Annotated in this window: 17 protein-coding genes; 7 read left to right on the forward strand and 10 right to left on the reverse strand. The window is 68.3% G+C overall.

The features are described 5' to 3' along the window. Nucleotides 1–1,011, reverse strand: a complete 1,011-nt coding sequence (glpX, locus tag JOB34_RS13915; protein ID WP_208053240.1) for a class II fructose-bisphosphatase — start codon at nucleotides 1,009–1,011, stop codon at nucleotides 1–3. Nucleotides 1,012–1,134: 123 nt separating this feature from the next. Between glpX and JOB34_RS13920 the strand changes: the two genes are divergently transcribed. Together JOB34_RS13920 and JOB34_RS13925 are read left to right on the forward strand one after the other, a co-directional pair. Then, nucleotides 1,135–1,734, forward strand: a complete 600-nt coding sequence (locus JOB34_RS13920) for a DUF4245 domain-containing protein (RefSeq protein WP_208053241.1) — start codon at nucleotides 1,135–1,137, stop codon at nucleotides 1,732–1,734. Further along, nucleotides 1,731–3,200 (forward strand): MFS transporter, encoded by a 1,470-nt coding sequence (locus JOB34_RS13925; RefSeq protein ID WP_208053242.1) that lies wholly within the window; start codon nucleotides 1,731–1,733, stop codon nucleotides 3,198–3,200. Before JOB34_RS13920 ends, JOB34_RS13925 begins: the two co-directional genes overlap by 4 nt. Nucleotides 3,201–3,231: 31 nt before the next feature. Here the strand turns inward: JOB34_RS13925 and JOB34_RS13930 are convergent, their stop codons facing one another. Beyond that, nucleotides 3,232–3,492 carry an exodeoxyribonuclease VII small subunit gene (locus JOB34_RS13930; RefSeq protein ID WP_208053243.1) on the reverse strand — a complete coding sequence of 87 codons (261 nt, stop codon included), beginning with the start codon at nucleotides 3,490–3,492 and terminating at the stop codon, nucleotides 3,232–3,234. An 82-nt stretch (nucleotides 3,493–3,574) separates the two neighbouring features. Next, a complete protein-coding gene (gene xseA, locus JOB34_RS13935) occupies nucleotides 3,575–4,810 on the reverse strand; it encodes an exodeoxyribonuclease VII large subunit (RefSeq protein ID WP_208053244.1) in 1,236 nt (411 codons plus the stop codon). A 23-nt stretch (nucleotides 4,811–4,833) separates the two neighbouring features. Between xseA and JOB34_RS13940 the strand changes: the two genes are divergently transcribed. Further along, nucleotides 4,834–5,859, forward strand: a complete 1,026-nt coding sequence (locus JOB34_RS13940) for a 4-hydroxy-3-methylbut-2-enyl diphosphate reductase (protein WP_208053245.1) — start codon at nucleotides 4,834–4,836, stop codon at nucleotides 5,857–5,859. Here JOB34_RS13940 and JOB34_RS13945 read toward each other — a convergent pair. The 5 genes from JOB34_RS13945 to JOB34_RS13965 all read right to left on the reverse strand — a co-directional run bounded on the left by JOB34_RS13945 (nucleotide 5,835) and on the right by JOB34_RS13965 (nucleotide 9,888). Further along, nucleotides 5,835–7,055: a DNA recombination protein RmuC gene (locus JOB34_RS13945; RefSeq protein WP_208053246.1), complete on the reverse strand. Its 1,221-nt coding sequence runs from the start codon at nucleotides 7,053–7,055 to the stop codon at nucleotides 5,835–5,837. The two genes, JOB34_RS13940 and JOB34_RS13945, sit on opposite strands and share 25 nt — an antisense overlap. 43 nt (nucleotides 7,056–7,098) lie before the next feature. Beyond that, a complete protein-coding gene (locus JOB34_RS13950) occupies nucleotides 7,099–8,058 on the reverse strand; it encodes a DUF389 domain-containing protein (protein ID WP_208053247.1) in 960 nt (319 codons plus the stop codon). 30 nt (nucleotides 8,059–8,088) lie between these two features. Then, nucleotides 8,089–8,814, reverse strand: coding sequence for an anti-sigma factor (locus JOB34_RS13955; RefSeq protein WP_208053248.1), 726 nt, complete (start codon nucleotides 8,812–8,814; stop codon nucleotides 8,089–8,091). Next, complete coding sequence (sigK, locus tag JOB34_RS13960; RefSeq protein ID WP_243758102.1) at nucleotides 8,811–9,401, reverse strand: ECF RNA polymerase sigma factor SigK; 591 nt, start codon at nucleotides 9,399–9,401, stop codon at nucleotides 8,811–8,813. Before sigK ends, JOB34_RS13955 begins: the two co-directional genes overlap by 4 nt. Nucleotides 9,402–9,471: 70 nt before the next feature. Continuing rightward, nucleotides 9,472–9,888, reverse strand: coding sequence for a fasciclin domain-containing protein (locus JOB34_RS13965; protein ID WP_343048540.1), 417 nt, complete (start codon nucleotides 9,886–9,888; stop codon nucleotides 9,472–9,474). Between JOB34_RS13965 and JOB34_RS18190 the strand changes: the two genes are divergently transcribed. Next, nucleotides 9,887–10,123, forward strand: a complete 237-nt coding sequence (locus JOB34_RS18190) for a hypothetical protein (protein ID WP_343048539.1) — start codon at nucleotides 9,887–9,889, stop codon at nucleotides 10,121–10,123. The genes JOB34_RS13965 and JOB34_RS18190 overlap by 2 nt on opposite strands. An 87-nt stretch (nucleotides 10,124–10,210) precedes the next feature. On the opposite strand, the gene JOB34_RS13970 is transcribed toward JOB34_RS18190, so the two are convergent. Continuing rightward, nucleotides 10,211–11,929 carry a molybdopterin-dependent oxidoreductase gene (locus JOB34_RS13970; protein WP_208053250.1) on the reverse strand — a complete coding sequence of 573 codons (1,719 nt, stop codon included), beginning with the start codon at nucleotides 11,927–11,929 and terminating at the stop codon, nucleotides 10,211–10,213. Nucleotides 11,930–12,027: 98 nt separating this feature from the next. Between JOB34_RS13970 and ychF the strand changes: the two genes are divergently transcribed. Further along, nucleotides 12,028–13,107 (forward strand): redox-regulated ATPase YchF, encoded by a 1,080-nt coding sequence (gene ychF, locus JOB34_RS13975; RefSeq protein ID WP_208053251.1) that lies wholly within the window; start codon nucleotides 12,028–12,030, stop codon nucleotides 13,105–13,107. Between the two features lie 1,368 nt (nucleotides 13,108–14,475). Here the strand turns inward: ychF and sigJ are convergent. Further along, complete coding sequence (gene sigJ, locus JOB34_RS13980) at nucleotides 14,476–15,411, reverse strand: RNA polymerase sigma factor SigJ (RefSeq protein WP_243758103.1); 936 nt, start codon at nucleotides 15,409–15,411, stop codon at nucleotides 14,476–14,478. Nucleotides 15,412–15,474: 63 nt separating this feature from the next. Here sigJ and JOB34_RS13985 point away from each other — a divergent pair, with 63 nt between their 5' ends. Together JOB34_RS13985 and JOB34_RS13990 are read left to right on the forward strand one after the other, a co-directional pair. Then, entirely contained in the window at nucleotides 15,475–15,912 is a 438-nt protein-coding gene (locus JOB34_RS13985) for a carboxymuconolactone decarboxylase family protein (protein WP_208053252.1), read from the forward strand. A 608-nt stretch (nucleotides 15,913–16,520) separates the two neighbouring features. After that, on the forward strand, nucleotides 16,521–17,288 hold the full coding sequence (locus JOB34_RS13990; protein ID WP_208053253.1) for a hypothetical protein: 768 nt from the start codon (nucleotides 16,521–16,523) through the stop codon (nucleotides 17,286–17,288). Nucleotides 17,289–17,482 lie beyond the last annotated feature (194 nt).

A 17,482-nucleotide genomic window follows, 5' to 3' on the forward strand; every position in this document is an offset into this window, starting at 1 on the left:
TCAGCCCGCCGCGGTCGCGTACTCGTGCAGCTTGGCCAGCGAGTGATGCGCGTCGATCAACCGGATCGTCCCGCTCTTGGAGCGCATCACCAACGACTGGGTGAAGCATCCGTCGGCCCGGTAGCGCACCCCGCGCAGCAACTCACCGTCGGTGATGCCGGTCGCGACGAAGAAGGCGTTGTCGCCGCGGACGAGCTCGTCGGTGCTGAGCACGGTGTCCAGGTGCAGGCCGGCGTCGATGGCCTTCTGGCGTTCGTCGTCATCCTTCGGCGCGAGGATGCCCTGGATGGTGCCGCCCAGGGCCTTCATCGCGCACGCCGTGATGATGCCTTCGGGAGTGCCACCGATGCCGAGCAGCAGGTCGATGCCGGTGTCGGGTCGTGCGGCCATGATCGCGCCCGCTACGTCGCCGTCGGCGATGTAGCGGATGCGCGCCCCCGCGTCGCGGATCTGGCTCGCGAGCTGCTCGTGACGCGGCCGGTCGAGCACGACCACCGTGACGTCGGCGGCGCTCACTCGCTTGGCCTTGGCCACCCGCCGGATGTTCTCGGCCACGGGGAGGCGGATGTCGACGACGTCGGCGATGTCCGGCCCGGCAGCGAGCTTGTCCATGTAGAAGACCGAGCTGGGGTCGTACATCGAGCCGCGCTCGCTCACCGCCATCACCGACACCGCGTTGCTCATGCCCTTGGCGGTGAGGGTGGTGCCGTCGATCGGGTCGACGGCGACGTCGACGCCCGGCCCCGTCCCGTCACCGACGTGCTCGCCGTTGAAGAGCATCGGCGCCTCGTCCTTCTCGCCCTCGCCGATGACGACCACACCGTTCATCGCGACCGAGGAGATGACCCGGCGCATCGCGGCCACGGCCGCGCCGTCGGCGTCGTTCTTCTCACCGCGCCCGACCCAGCGGCCGCCGGCCATGGCGGCTGCCTCGGTGACCCGCACCAGCTCCAGTGCCAGGTTGCGATCCGGCACCTCGGCGCTGTGACGGCTTGCCTCATCGGTGGACATGCGACTCCTCGGTCGGCGGGTCGGGCCCGCCAGCGGGGCCCCTCGATCTCGCTCGGTGAGTCTATCGGGGGTGAGTCGACGGGCGGCTGCGCCTGGCGCTCGGCCATGGGCGACGATGGAGGGGTGAGCACTCCACCCTCCGCGCAGGCTCAGGCCGGCGCACCGGCCCCCGCACGGCGCGGGATGAGCGGCACCGCGAAGAACATGGTGATCTCGATGATCGTACTGATCGCGGGCTGTCTGGTGCTGATCGCGCTCGTGCCCCGGGTGGGCTCGGTCCAGCAACCGGTCGCGAACGTCGCGGCGATCGCCCGGGAGGTCGGCATCGATCAGAAGTGGGACGTCGCCGTCGCCGACGGGCTGCCGAAGGGCTGGACGGCCACCAACGTGACGCTCATGACCGACGACCCGCCGGACACCTGGCAGGCGGGCTACACCACCCCCGGCACTCACTACGCCGCGGTCGTGCAGACCAGCAGTGACGATCGCTCGTGGGTGACACGCCAGACCGGAGCCGCCAAGAAGGTCGGCACGGTCTCCCTCGGCGGCGCCACCTGGACGCGCTACGACCGCAACGACGGCGAGCAGCGCGCGCTGGTGCGCTCCACCCCGCTCGGCGGCCTGCACACCGCCGTGATCGGGACCGCGCCGTGGTCGCAGCTGACCTTGTTCGCCAAGTCCCTTCGGCCGCTCAGCCACAGCACGCTGCACCCGACGTCGTGACAGACGCCGACGGGTACCCCGAGGGCAGCAACCCCGCGCGATGGCTCGCGCTCTACGTCTGCCTCGGCGCGGTGTTCATGTGCCTGCTCGACGTGAGCATCGTCAACGTCGCCCTGCCCTCCATGCAGGAGGGTCTCAAGGCGACGTCGTCCGATCTGCAGTGGGTGCTGTCGGGATACGCCGTGACGTTCGGCCTCGTGCTCGTCCCTGCCGGCCGGCTCGGGGACGCCTACTCGCGGCGCACGATGTTCCTCATCGGGATCACCGGCTTCGTGATCGCCAGCGTCGCGTGCGGGCTGGCCTGGTCCCCGCTCGCGATCGTCGTCTTCCGGCTGCTGCAGGGCATCTTCGCCGGACTGCTCACCCCGCAGGTCAACGGCATCATCCAGCAGCTCTTCCGCGGTCCCGAGCGCGGCCGGGCCTTCGGCTACTTCGGGGCGATCGCGGGCGTCTCGACCGCCGCGGGGCCGCTGGCAGGTGGCGGACTCATCGCCCTGTTCGGTACCGAACACGGCTGGCGCACGGTCTTCTTCGTCAACCTGCCCATCGGCATGGTGGCGATCCCGTTCGCCGCGCGTCTGCTCACCCGGGCCGGCGTGACGAGCAGCCGCGGCACCGGTCGGCGCCCCCAGCTCGACCCGGTCGGCTCGCTGCTGTTCTGCGTCGGGATCGTCTCGCTGCTGCTGCCGTTGGTGGAGCAACGGGAGTGGTCCGGCGCGGTGCGCTACCCGTTGTACGCGGTCGCCGTGCTCTTCCTGGCCCTCTTCGTCCTGTGGGAACGCCGCGTGGAGTCCCGGGGCAGGGCGCCGGTGCTCGATCTGCGGCTGTTCTCGCTGCGTAGCTTCAGCTTCGGTTCGGTGACCGGGCTGCTCTACTTCGGCGCCTTCACCTCGATCTTCTTCGTGCTCACCGTCTATCTGCAGATGGGTCAGGGCTACTCCGCGTGGCAGGCGGGACTGACGGTCACGGCATTCGCCGCGGCCACGATCCCGGCATCGCGCCTGTCGGGCTCCAAGGGCCCCGACCACCCCATCGCCTTCCTAGTGACGGGGTCGCTGCTCTTCGCCGCCGGCCTGCTGCTGACGATCCTCGCGGTGCAGATCGAGTCCGGTTCGCACGTCGGCTGGTGGATCGCGGTGCCGCTCGTGGTGGCCGGTTTCGGCAACGGGCTGGTGCTGCCCGCCAACCAGACGCGGGTGGTCTCCCAGGTGCCGGTGGAGCAGGCGAGTTCGGCCGGCGCGGCGTACCAGGTGTTCCAGCGCACCGGGACGGCACTCGGCATCGCGGTCGTCGGCTCGGTGTTTTTCGGCCAGTTGGCGAGCAGCCGGGGCGATTTCTCCCAGGCCTTCGAGTACGGCGTGAGCGTCTCGGCCGGGCTCGGCATCCTGACCGCGGTGCTCGCGGGTGCGGAGGCGTTGTCGGGCAGGCTCGCGGTGTCGCGTGCCGGCCGAGCGGTCGAGCCCTGAGCCTCCTTTAAGCCTGCCCGGTGGGTGCCGGTCAGTCCCGGTCGGCGGTCATCGCGTCGATCCGCTGCTCGGCGTTCGAGAGCCACTTCTGGCAGTGCGCGGCGAGCGCCTCGCCGCGTTCCCACAGCCGCATGCTGTCCTCGAGGCTCGGCTCGCCGCTCTCCAACCGGGTCACGATCGCGGCCAATTGATCGCGCGCCTCCTCATACCCCAGGTGGGTGATGTCGTAGTGGGCGCCGGCGGCCGGTGCCTCGTCCGCGCCGTCGGCGGCCTTCTGCTCGGTGGTGGCCATATCTAGAGCTCCATTTCCTCGGATGGTCGACGGTCGTGTCGTGCGTACGGGTCGGGCGGTAGGTTCGCGCGTCGTGCGCGCCTCACGGCTTCGTCACCGGGCGCACCGCGAAGTCGCCCTGGGCGACGGTGACCCGCAGAAGATCGGACGGCGCCACCTGGGCGACGTCGGTGACGACCTCGCCGTCCTGGGTGCGCACGACGGCGTAACCGCGTTGGAGCACCTCCCAGGGCGACAGCGCCCGCAGCTGACCGGCGAGGTGACCCACCTGATCATGCGCCCGGTCCAGACGGCGGGTCACGACGGAGGAGGAGCGTGCGCGCAGTTGCTGCACCGCGTCCGCCCGGCGCGTCACCATGGTGATCGGGTCGCGCAGCGCCGCAGCCGCGCACAGCTGATCCAGGTGCCGTCGCTCGATGGCTGCGTGGTGACGCAGTGAGCGCGCGGCTCGATCGAGCAGCCTGTCCAGCCCAGCATGCTGCTCGGCCAGGTCGGGCACGACCCGGCGTGCGGCGTCGGTGGGGGTCGAGGCGCGCAGATCCGCCACGAAGTCGAGCAGCGGTGTGTCGACGTCGTGCCCGATGGCGCTCACCACCGGGGTGCGCGCGGCGGAGACCGCGCGTAGCAGGGCCTCGTTGCTGAAGGGCAGCAGATCCTCGAACGCGCCACCGCCCCGGGCGATCACGATGACGTCGACGTCCGGCGCGGCATCCAGCTCGGCCAGGGCCGCACCCACCTGCTCGACAGTGCCCGGCCCCTGCACGGCTACCTGCCGGATCTCGAACTGCGTTGCGGGCCAGCGCAGCCGGGTGTTCTCCACGACGTCCTTCTCGGCGGCGCTCGCACGACCGCAGATCAGGCCGACCCGGCGCGGAAGGAACGGCAGCGGACGTTTGCGGGAGGCGTCGAAGAGCCCTTCGCTGCGTAGCAGCTGTTTGAGGTGCTCCAGGCGCAGCAGGAGATCGCCGACGCCGACCGGTCGCATCTGCCGGGCGTCCAGGTGCAGAGAACCGCGCTTGGTCCAGAACGTCGGCCTGGCCTGCACCACCACCCGGGCGCCGGGTCCGATGCCCGGACCCATCGCATCGAGGGTGTTGACGTGCACCGTCACCGACAGCGACATGTCCACGTCGGGGTCGCGCAGAGTGACGTAACAGGTCGGAGCGCCCGGTCGCCGCTGCAACTGCACGATCTGGCCCTCGACCCACAGCGGCGACATCTTGTCGACGTACTCGCTGATCCGCATCGACAGGGTGCGCACCGGCCAGGGCTGCTCGGCGGTGGTATCGGCGGCCTTCTCCGGAAGCGGCGCGGTCACGCGGCCACCGTAGACTGATGGGTATGACAAACACTCCAGTGGCGGCCGCACGCTCGCGCACCAAGCGGGTCCTGCTCGCCGCCCCGCGAGGGTATTGCGCCGGAGTGGACCGCGCCGTGGTGACCGTGCAGAAGGCGCTCGACCTCTACGGCCCGCCGGTCTACGTGCGTAAGGAGATCGTGCACAACAAGCACGTCGTGACCACGCTGGAGAAGCGCGGCGCGATCTTCGTGGAGGAGACCGACGAGGTGCCCGAGGGCGCGACGGTGATCTTCTCCGCGCACGGCGTGGCGCCGGTGGTGCACGAGGAGGCCGCTGCCCTCAAGCTGAAGACGATCGACGCCACCTGCCCGCTGGTCACCAAGGTGCACCGCGAGGCCGTGCGCTTCGCGAACGACGACTTCGACATCCTGCTCATCGGCCACGAGGGCCACGAGGAGGTGGTGGGGACCGCGGGGGAGGCGCCCCAGCACATCACGCTGGTGCAGAGCCCCGACCACGTCGACGAGGTCACCGTGCGCGACCCGGACAAGGTCGTGTGGCTCTCCCAGACCACACTGTCGGTGGACGAGACGATGGAGACCGTGCGGCGACTGCGGGAGAAGTTTCCGAAGCTGCAGGATCCGCCGTCGGACGACATCTGTTACGCCACTCAGAACCGCCAGTTGGCGGTCAAGCAGATGGCGCCGGACACCGACCTGATGATCGTGGTCGGCAGCCGCAACTCCTCCAACTCCGTCCGCCTCGTCGAGGTCGCGCTCGAGCACGGTTCGCGCGCGGGTCACCTGGTGGACTACGCCGACGAGATCGACGAGAGCTGGCTCGACGGCGTCACGACCGTGGGCGTGACGTCGGGTGCGTCGGTGCCGGAGGTGCTGGTGCGGGACGTGCTGGACTATCTGGCCGCACGCGGTTACGAAGACGTCACGGCCGTGCAGGCCGCGCAGGAGAGCTTGCTCTTCGCGCTGCCGAACGAGTTGCGCCGTGACCTGAAGCTCGCGGGCAACGGCGACGACAAGGTGCGTCACGACGCCGGCGCGCTGCGCTGAGCCTCACCCCCGTCGCCTGACACCCCGGCGCGGAAGTCGAGCTGGGGGCGGGCGCTCTCACCGGCCTGCTCCATGTCGCGGTCGACCGCGTCGATGAGTTCCCGTGCCGTGAGCGGGCGTACGGCGTCCTGCAGGGGAGACGGGGCGGCCGGGGGCTGATCTGCCAGCCCGAGTTCGTGCATCTTGCGGGCGGTCACCAGCACCCGGCTCTCCATGGTGCCGAGCAGTGCGTTGTAGGCCTCGACCGATCGGTGCAGCGAGCTTCCGAGCTTGTCGGTGTGTCGCCCGAGGGTCGCCAGCCGTTCGTAGAGCGTCCTGCCCAGCTCCAGCAGTTCCCTGGCGTTGGCGTTGAGGTCGTCCTGCTGCCAACTGAATGCGACCGTGCGCAGGAGAGCCAGCAGAGTGCTCGGCGACGCGAGCACCACCCGGCGGGAGATGGCGCGTTCGAAGATCGCCGGATCGGCCAGCAGGGCCGCTGACAGCACCGCGTCGGACGGGACGAACGCCACCACCATCTCCGGAGAGCCGGCGAAGGCGGCCCAGTAGCCCTTGGCGGCGAGCGCGTCCAGGTGCCCGCTGAGGGCACGGGCGTGCGCCCGCAGCGCCGCCGAGCGCGCGGCGTCGTCGATGCCCTCGCGCTGGGCGGCCAGGTAGGAGGTCAGGGGCGCCTTGCTGTCGATCACCAGCGTGCGCTCGCCCGGCAGGTGGACCACGACGTCCGGGCGCACCGCGACGCCGTCCCGGGCCCGTGCGCCGACCTGCTCCTCGAAGTCGCAGCGGGACAGCATTCCCGCGTGTTCGAGCAGGCGCCGCAGCTGGGTCTCACCCCAGGTGCCGCTGATGTTGGAGGACTTGAGGGCCCCGGCCAGCGCGGCCGTCTCCTGCTGCAGACGGGTGGTGGTCGCCCCCACCTGATCCAGTCGTGCCCCGAGCTCGCCCCACTGCGCCAGGCGGTCGCGTTCGAGCACTCCCACCTGGCGCTCGACGCGCAGGAGCGTTTCGCCCAATGGGGCGAGGACACCCGCGGTGCGCTGGTCGTCGCGGTCGGCCAGTTCCAGGTCGACGATTCGCTCGCGCAGCAGGTCGCGCTCGGTCGTGAGCGCGACGCCGCGGGCGAGGTACACCGCACGTAGCGTCATCACGGCCATCAGCGCGCCGATCACGGCACCAGCGAGAAGAGCCTCCATCACAGTCATGGACGGAGCGTGGCACGGTGCACCGACAATGTGGCGATCCGACTCAGGCGCGCCCTGCACGGAGGACCGGCTTGACCACTCGTTGGACGTGGTGCCACGCGCGACGTTGCACGATCAGGGTCAGCGTGCCCGCCGCGACCATGCCTACCAGGTTGAGGCCCAGCTGAGCAGCCGACCCCGACATCTCGTGGGGCACCCACAGGCCGAGCGCCAGCGCGAAGTTGCCGGCCGCCGGGACCGTGGTGACTGAGATGAACACCCCGACCATCGCCTGCGCCTTCTCGACGGACAGAGCGAGCACGCCCGCCGCCCCCGCCAGAAGGGCTACGACGAACGACCACGTGTTCGGTTGCCAGATGAACTGCGTCTGCGGACGTGCGCGAGCCACCATCTCGGGGTGGACGATCCCGGCGAAACGCGCGAGCACGGCGATCAGGGAGATGACGGCGACCGCGAACGCGAAGCTGCCGAGTAGGACGGCGATGCTCCGCAGCGCCAGGCGGCCGCCTCCGAGCGCGAGGCCGGTGCAAATCGCCGCCACGGTGGCGAATTCGGGCCCGACCACCATCGCGCCCACCACCAGGATGGAGGAGTCGGTGATGACCGCGACGGAGGCGAGAGCGACCGCGATCACGAGGAAGATCTCATAGCTGAGCGTGGGCCGTGCGGCGTCCTGCGCCTGCTCGAGCAGCACGTCCCACACCACGGCATCGTCGGGATCGCCCTCGACGGCCAGATCGATCTCACGAGCGGCCCGGAAGGGAGTGGCCGACGGTTGACTCAGGACCACCCCTCCCCGGTCGCACAATCCGGTGCCGCGCAGCGCGTCGAGCACCTGGCTGGTTGCCTCTCGAGCGACGTCCACCTCGATGACATCGCCGGGCGGCCGCAGGCTTGCACCGCGCACCCTCGAGAGGTTGGTCGCTGCCGGGTGCTCGAAGAGCAACGCCGCCACGGACGCACTGAGATCGTCCGGGACGGTGAGCCGCAGGTGCATGAGCATGCCTGCAGGGTAGATCCCCGAGGGGGCCCGTCAGGTCGTCGTGAGCGGCAGCGCCAGGATGGGCGTCTTCGTGGGCACCTGGGACCCGCCGGCGGGTTCGACGGTGATGTCGAACTCCTTGGCGCCCTGGACGTTGGCGGTGAGCCGATTGGTGTGATCGGTCTTGAGGATGCCGGCGTTGGTGGGCCCGTCGCTCTTGATGAACCAGCCCTGATAGGTCGTGTCGCCCTTGGTCGCGGCGACCTTGTTCAGGGTCGCGACGGCCTGATTGAGCGAGCGCGAGCTGATCACGGTGACGGTGCCGCCTTGGAACTGCACGGTCTGGCGTGTCGCGTCGGGTGCGTGCTCGATCCGGGACTGCGCGTTGGTGACCCCGTTCGACGAGCCGGCCCACGGCTGGGCGTGGATGACACCCGCGCCGGCGACGACCACGGCGGCAGCCGCGACAAGGCCGAGGACCGCGCGGCGGTGCCTGCCCGCCGTACGCGCCGACCTCGCCCCGATCGAACGCTCGGCTCGCGACGAAGGCGTCTGCGGGGTGTGCTGAATCTGCGCCAGCAGCGAGGAACGCACGTCGGGCGACGGAGCGAGCGGGGGGACGTCTGAGGCCAGTGTGACGGTGAGTTCGGCGACCTCGGCCACCTCGCGGCGGCAGGACTCGCAGTCCTGCAGATGACGCTCGGAGCGGGCCCGTTCCAGGTCGTCGACGGCGTCGAGGGCGTAGCCCACGGCATCGATGTGCGTGTCGTTGGTCATCGCTCACCTCCCATCGCGGTGCGTAACCGCTGCAATCCATCGCGTATTCGTGTCTTCGCTGTGCCGAGGGGGATGCCGAGTCGTTCGGCGACCTCTGCGTGCGTGTGACCCTCGAAATACACCAGGCTGAGGGCCTGCCGCTGGTTCTCGCCCAGAGTGCCCAGGGCGCTGCGGACCCGTTCTGCGTCGAGTGAGGCCGTCACCTGATCGACCGTGGAGTCGTACGCCGTCTCCTGCGACTCCCGCGTGTACGTCTCGTCCCGCCGTCGGGTGGCCTGCGCCGACCGGATACGGTCGACCGCCCGGCGGTGGGCGAGAGTGAACATCCAGCTGAGCGCCGACCCCTTCTGCGGATCGAACTTGGGGCTGGTGCGCCAGATCTCCAGGAAGACCTCCTGGGTGATCTCCTCGGCCTGCGCCCGGTCCACGATGAGTCGGACGATCAGACCGTTGATGCGGGGACTGGTCGCGTCGTAGAGCCGCGCGAACGCGTCTTCATCCCCTCGACCCGCCGCCGTGAGCAGGTCGGCAAGCTCCGGACCCGGTTCGTGGAGCCCGGTGTCCACTGTCCGCAAGGTGCCTGCCATGGGACCCATCTTGACTGATGGGCCCCACGACAGCGCTACCGACGTCACAGTGAACGAGATTCGTTACAGATCAGCTGGCCGGGACCAGGACCGTGTCGATGATGTATACGTTGGCGTTCGCGGTCTGCACATTGCCGCAGATGATCTTCGCGGTGGCCCCGCCCTTGACGGTCAGGGTGGGCACGGTGCCGCTCACCGTGTCGCTGGTCTTGGCGAGCGTCTGGTGGGTGCCGACGATCTTGTCCGGGCCGAGGCGGGTCGCCAGGACGTGGTTGGTGAGGATCTTGGTCAGCATCGTCTTGTCGGCGAGAACCTTGTCGAGGGTCGCCTTGGGGAGCTTGGCGAAGGCGTCGTTGGTCGGCGCGAAGACGGTCAGGTTCTGGGTGTTGTTCAGCGTGTCCACCAGGCCTGCCTTCTTGACGGCGGTGACCAGCGTCGACAGCAGCGGGTTGTTCGAGGCCGCGGTGGCGACCGTGTCCTGCGTCATGCCGCCGAACGAGCCCTTACCGGTCTTCGGTACGGCCGAGCAGCCGGGGCCGAAGGGGACGGCCGCGGTCGCGGTCGAGCCCGAGGAGGACGAGGAGCTGGAGGAGCTTGAGGGGGCGGCACTGGAGCTGCCGGAACCGCTGCTGCTGCCGCAGGCGGTCAGCGCGATGGCGCCGATCGCGGTGACGGCGGCAGCCGAGGTGATGGAACGCGTCTTCATGTGGATCTCCTGGTGAGGTCTCGCGCTACGACGAGTTCGTTGGTTGAAGTACATGAGTCATTCGGAGTGCACAGTGAGCCGGATTGGATTGGCGCCCAATCCTTCACCCGATGTTGAAGATGAGGTTGACGACCCCGCTCGAGCCGTCCGGGAAGACGTCCTTGCGTGCTTCGGACTGCAGCGAGTCCTTGCCGTAGACGACCCGCGCACGGACAGCGTGCTGCCCTGTCGCCGTGGTGTTCCACACGTAGGCCCACTGTCGCCAGTAGTCCACGTTCACGTCCGGACCCATGGTGGCGTCCTTCCAGGGGCCTTCGTCGAGACTCACCTGCACGCGTACGACTCCGTGCCGCTGGGCCCACGCGACGCCGCCGATGACGACCTTGCCGCCCTTGACCGTCGCGAAGGACCCGGGCGTGTCGATGCGTGTCGAGGGCTTGATCGGGCCGTCGATCGTCCAGCCGCGCTTGGTCCAGTAGGCCTTCGCCTTGGAGTAGTCGGTGACGGTCATCCGGGTCACCCACTTCGTGCAGCCGAGCATCCCGTAGAGGCCAGGCGTGACCAGGCGCGCGGGGAACCCGTGCGCCCGGGGGAGTGCCTGCCCGTTCATCCCGATCGCGAGGAGAGCGTCGCGGTCATCGGTCATCGCACCGAGCGGGGTGCTGATGCTGAAGCCCTCGGTGGAGGTGCTGAAGACCTGCCGGCCCGGTTTGCCCGCATCCTTGACGCCGGCCATCTTCAACAGGTCCTTGGTGCGCACGCCGAGCCAGGTCGCCCCGCCGGCGTAGGTGCCGCCCGGCTCGTTGCTGATGCAGGTCAGGCTGATGTTGCGCTCGATCAGGTTGAGCTTGGTGATGTCGTCGTAGCTGAGCTCGAGCGGGTGGTCGACGTCGCCGTCGATCCGCAGCCGCCAGGAGTCGCGCTCGACGTTCGGCACCGTCAGGGAGGTGTCGACCCGGTAGAACTTGCCGTTCGGGGTGCGCAAGGGGGTGATCGCGGGGTACTGCGCCGTGAGGCCGACGGGGATCGCCGGCGCCTTCTCCTTGGCGACGGGCAGCGCCAGCCCGGCCGTGCTGGGTACGGCGCCGAGCTTCTGGCCGATCGCCGCACTGCCGACAGCGCCGGCCGCCACTACCCCCGATCCTGCGAGGAAGACCCGGCGGGTGCTTGCGAGAGTGGGCTCATCGCTCGCCGTCGGGCGTCGCAGGACACGGTCGACCGTGCGCCGGGTGAAGGCATCGCCGGACAGCCAGAAGAGTCCGAACAGCGCCAGGGTGCCTGCCAGGGCGGTGACGATGGTCGGGACGATGTCGGAGGCCACAGCAGCGGGGCGGGTCATCGCGGCGTACCCGGCGACGGCCACGAGCACCAGCTCGAGGCCCAGGCCGAGCAGGAAGATCCTGCGCGCCAGCAGACCCGCGATGCCGGCCAGGACGAGTGCACCGGCGGAGACCGACAGCAACAGCACGAGCTTGTCGTTCGTGCCGAACTGCTTGATCGCGAAGTCCTTGAGCGCGGTCGGTGTGCGGTCGATCACTGCCTCGCCGACCGCGAGGACCGGGGAGGCCGATGCCTTGCGGAACGACGCGACGAGGTGGCCGAGGGCCATCCCGAGGCCTGCAGCCAGGATGCCGATGAGGATGGCGCGCAGTCGTCCGACCGTGCCGATCGGGTTGTGGGGATTGAGTATTCGCTTGGTCCGCGACCCGCCGTCGGCGCGTTCCGGCGAGGCCGACAGGGAGGCGGCGGTGTCGGACGCGGCGCCCGATGCCGGTGCGGCAGGCCCGTCATCGGGGGTGCCGGGGGATCGTCTCGGGGGCATGGCCGACCGCAGACGATCGAGGAAACGGGTCATGAGTCCTATTCGGAGCGCGCGACGTGGTGGATGCCCTCGCCGCGACCGCGTAACCTCTTGTCCCCGTGGCCCTCACCATCGGAATCGTCGGACTGCCCAACGTCGGCAAGTCCACGATGTTCAACGCGCTGACCAAGAACAACGTCCTGGCCGCGAACTACCCGTTCGCGACCATCGAGCCCAACGTCGGGGTGGTCCCGCTGCCCGATGGGCGCCTCGAGGTGCTGGGCAAGATCTTCGACAGCAAGCAGATCGTTCCGGCCACCGTGTCCTTCGTCGACATCGCCGGCATCGTCAAAGGCGCCTCGGAGGGGGAGGGCCTGGGCAACAAGTTCCTGGCCAACATCCGCGAGGCCGACGCCATCTGCCAGGTCATCCGTGCCTTCGACGACGACGACGTGGTGCACGTCGACGGGTCGATCTCCCCGGTGCGTGACAAGGAGATCATCGAGACCGAGCTGATCCTGGCAGACCTGGAGACCGTCGAGCGCGCGCTGCCGCGGCTCGACAAGGAGGTCAAGGGCAAGAAGACGGACAAGACGGTGCTGGACGCCGCGCTCGCCGCCAAGGACGTCCTGGATGCGGGCAACACGCTCTTCTCCCAGCGGGATTCGTTCGATTTCACCCCGATCCGCGAGCTGGGTCTCCTGACCGCCAAGCCCTTCCTCTACGTCTTCAACGTCGACGAGGCGCAGCTGACCGACACCGACCTGCAGGCGTCCCTGCAGGCGCTGGTCGAGCCGGCCGAGGCGATCTTCCTCAACGCCAAGCTCGAGATGGACCTCGCCGAGCTCGACGAGGACGACGCCACCGAGCTGCTGGAGTCGGTCGGCGTGACCGAGTCGGGGCTGGATCAGTTGGCGCACAAGGGTTTCCACACCCTCGGGTTGCAGACTTACCTGACGGCCGGGCCCAAGGAGACGCGCGCCTGGACCGTGCCGGTCGGTGCGACGGCCCCGCAGGCCGCCGGCGTCATCCACACCGACTTCCAGAAGGGCTTCATCAAGGCCGAGGTCATCTCGTACGAGGACCTGGTCGAGCTGGGCTCCGTCGCCGAAGCGCGTTCACACGGCAAGGCCCGCATGGAGGGCAAGGACTACGTCATGGCCGACGGCGACGTGGTGGAGTTCCGCTTCAACGTCTGAATTGGCGCGTTTGCGCAGGTCAGAGGCTTGCGGGGGTCGTTTAGTCCGCACCTAGTCCGCAAGAATTTCAGAACGATGGCCTCGAACGGGCCGTCCGACGTGCCGCCAGACCCGGCTGAATCTCGGGAGGTCTGCGGCCCGCGCGACTGCTCAGAATCTGTCGCCGACACATGCGCCTTCACACTTGGTGCGAAGAGGCACGTGTAATCGGTCGGAAGGCTAGTTACCCGATGCGTTGTACCCCCACGCCGCATACAGCGGAAATTCGTCTGCGGTCTCAGTTCCGCCGTACGGATCGCCAAATTGTTGGTCGTGGACCGTGGACCGTGGACATGAAGTACGACACGTCGTATCGCAACGTCTTACTCCCGTTGCTCAGGGGGGCGCAGGGGACTGTCCAGGCCGGTGCGACGTTCGAGAGGGTCCTGAGCTTGTTGACGATCCAGTTGTAGGCACCTTGGCATTGCGCGAGAGACCAGTCCGAGGTGGTCGTGTGCGTGGCCAGAAAGTAACTCTCTTTGTCCGGTGAATACGAGTGTTGTACATCGACTCCACCGACGGTCTCCAGGTACTCGTCCGAGGAGGAAAGTTTCTGGCCCGCTGGCGAGGAGTACACATTGAAGTAGGTCCATCTTCCGCCGGCCACGGGGAAACAAGAAGTCGCGTCCTGGGTGGATGCGGGGTTGATGTACTGCCCCATGGGAAGTTCGTTGATTCCACGGGATGCGCCAGCCTTCACCTGCGCCCGGGTCCAAGCTGCGTGAGGTGCGCACGCTGATTTCGACGTGAAGACAACCTCGTGCGATCCACCGTGCAAGCAAACATATCGAGCAGCTGCGGCCTGCGCCGGCACAGCGGCTGCGACGCCCCCGGACGCGAGCACGGACACCGCTGCCTCGGCAAGGACTAGTTTGCGCATTTGGACCCCTCTGGCTCTCCACGATTTCAACGATGAGGGACTCGAATTTCGAAGTCCCACCCGCTGCTCTGCGGAGCGCACTGCGACTGAAACTCATCAGCAGCCCAAACTCGAGTCGCATTCGAAGGTAGTTGCGAACGCGACCAAGCCAGGAGGTTCAGAACCCCCTGAGACCCTCGCGAAGACACCTGCGGTACACGCCGGACCCCCGGGCAAGCGTGAATCCGTGGATCAGTAACTTCTTAATAGTTGGGCCGATGAATCAGCTCGTACGCGTACCGGCTGAGGCGGCGGTCCGCCTGTCCGACGTGCCGCCCGACCCCGCCGTGGGGTGCCGCGGAGGGCCATGTCATCGGGACGCGTGGCCCATGCGCTGGCGGAGTCGTCGTCCAGCACGTTGCCGGCACCGCAGCTCAGTGCCGAGCCGGCCCGCCCCCGTGATGATCCGGCTACGTGGACTCGCCGGACGGTCCCCAGAGCGTCAACTTGTCGGGGTTGCGGATGGCCCAGATCCGACTGATCCGCCCCGCGTCGAGTCGGAATGCGAAGACGGTCACGGTGACGCCATCCTGCTGCGCGACCAACCCGGGGCGACTGTTCACCGTGCGCTCGAGCAACGTGATGTCACTACGGCTGATGATCTCGTGCAGGAAGCGTGCGATCGCCCCGGCACCGACTATCGGGTCGAGCGACGCAGTGACGAGGCCGCCGCCGTCGGCGACGACTGTCGCGTCCGGGTCCAGGAGCTCGACCAGCCCGCGGATGTCACCACGCTGCCACGCACGGCTGAAGTCCCGAACGACGCGGGGGTGGCTCGGATCGGGTGCGGCTGCGCGTTCGGTATCGCCGATGCGACGGCGCGCCGATGACGCGAGTTGTCGGCAGGCGGCCGGCGTACGCCCGACGATGTCCGCCACGTCGGCGAACGGGTAGCCGAACACGTCGTGCAGCACGAAGGCGACTCGCTCGGCCGGGGTCATCACGTCCAGCACGATGAGAAGTGCCATGGTCACCGACTCGTCCAACGTGATGCGGTCGGCAGGATCGTCCGACGCCGACCACTCAGCCGCGACGGGGACCGGCTCCGGGATCCAGGCGCCGACGTAACGCTCCCGTCGGGCGCGGGCGGAGCCGAGCACGTCCAGGCAGATGCGACTGACGACGGTGGTCAGCCAGGCGCCCGGCGAGACGATGCGCGCTCGTTCCTGCGGTGTCATCGCGAACCATCGGGTGTAGCCGTCCTGTACGGCGTCCTCGGCCTCGGCCAGCGAACCGAGCAGCCGGTAGGCCAGGTTGACCAGATGTCGCCTCTCGCCCTCGACCTGATGGGCCGTCTGGTCACTCTTACCCATCTCGTACGACTCCGCCTGGTCGAATGCATCCATGCCTACTCGACGAGACGGCGGAGGCGAATGTGAGTCGACCTCACGTTATTGGAGAGCGCTGTCATGACCAAGGTCGTGAAGCACTTCGTCGCAGCAGGGATGGCGGCGAGCAACCCGCCGCTGCCGGCCGTCACGCAGGAGCTGGTCAAGCTGCGCGCCAGCCAGATGAACGGCTGCGCCTACTGCACCGACATGCACAGTAAGGATGCTGCGCACGCGGGCGAGACCCAGCAACGGTTGAACCTGGTGGCCGTGTGGCGGGAGGCCCGGGTCTTCACCGATGCCGAGCGAGCCGCCCTCGAGCTCACCGAGCAGGGCACCCGACTCGCCGACGGCGGCAATGGCGTCACCGACGAGGCCTGGACGAATGCGATGAAGTATTTCGATCAGGAGCAACTGGCTGCTCTGGTCGCGCTCATCGCGCAGATCAATGCCTGGAACCGGATCAACGTGATCACCCGCCAACCGGGCGGCGAGTACGAGCCCGGTCAGTTCGCGTAGCGGGCGCACCGCCCGGGGCGGCTGATCTGCAAGCCTGCATCGACGTTGTGCGTCTTCGTAAAGGTACTGATCTGCTTGATGGTCTGCGAGCTGGGAACAGTCGGAGCGAGGGAATCGCCACCTGCGTCCGAGGCGCTGAAGTCGCCCGATGCAGCGATGTTTTTGCTTGCAATCAAGAGTGCCCTGAAAAGCTTAATGATCTGATGGAAGATCCTCGCCAGTCTTCGATGATGTACTAACGCGCTGTGTCGTGTTCGGCGACCACTTGCTCGATCGATCTGGTGCCAGCGAGCAGCCACAGGGGTCCACAGCACGACAGGACCGTCAGCACCGCCTGGCCAATGCACGCTCGTCACTGTTCTTGCGATGATCGGGCTGGTCTTGATGCTGGTGAGTTGGGGCTGAGCATCATGCACACCGCTCGTCCACGCGCCTGCCGCTGAGCACGGCCGGCTTCGTATCGATCTTGGCTGCGTGCGTCTTCAGCAACGGATCGCATCGAGACAGCTCGACCGAATCAGCCACTTCGGGCACACGTGACCCATAGGCTGCGACCGGGTGTGGCCGACTTGGGGGACCACGCCAACCACGCGAAAGCAGGCCCATCCATGATTCGTCGTCTTGCCGCCCTGGGCGCATTGCCCGCCATCGCAGCCCTGGGGGTCGCCGTCACCGCGCCCGCCGGCGCTGCGACCACCACGAGAACGGTCCATCACGTGAGCCGCCAGGCCATGATCCGGAACATCGCCCGGATCCACCCGGCCGCGTCCGGGACCCCGTACGGGACCTGCAAGCTGGTCGTGCCCAGCACGATCCGCCTCACCTCCGACTTCGAAGGCGACCCGTCCGACATGCCCTCGCTCACGGGTGGATGCGTCCTGCACGGAGTCGTCACAGCCTCCTGGTACGCCGGCGGGGACAACGTCTCCGATGCCGCGTACACGGTGCTCTTCGACACCGACATCATCGACGAATCCGAGAACCTGGATTACGTCGGCGTCATGACCTGGAAGGGCCGGTTCGCCTTCGACGACCAGGGCCACACCTACACCCAGAACGCCCCGGTCACCACGGTGAAGGTCGGGTCCTGGGCCGGCCTGCAGACCTCCCGGTCCGGCAGCAAGGTCACCATCAACACCCGCGCCGTGCGCTACGCCTACAGCCTGGACATGAACATCCCCTGGGCCAGCGAAACAGGAGTCATCCAGTACCGGGCCAAGGGCGGCAGCACCTGGACCGACCTGAAAGCCTTCACCACCAACTCCGCCGGCGCCACCTCCTACAGCTACACCAGCTCGGCCACTCGGGACTACCGGGCGGTCTACACCGAACAGCCCTACATCTTCGGCACCACCAGCCCCACCTCGCAACGCTGACTTCCTCACTGGTCTTGACGACGAGGGGTCGCCTCCATCGGGGGCGACCCTCCGTGACTTTTATGGTCAGGGAGTCACCGTTCTCCTGGCACTTCGGCCGCTTGAATGTGACCTCAGGATCGGCAGATGCCGGCGCTCCGGCGCGGGGCACGGCCGGGGAGGCGGACCGTCGCTAGCATCGGCCCGGTAACCCA

The sequence above is a fragment of the Allobranchiibius sp. GilTou38 genome (assembly GCF_017565325.1).
Taxonomy (GTDB): domain Bacteria; phylum Actinomycetota; class Actinomycetes; order Actinomycetales; family Dermatophilaceae; genus Allobranchiibius; species Allobranchiibius huperziae.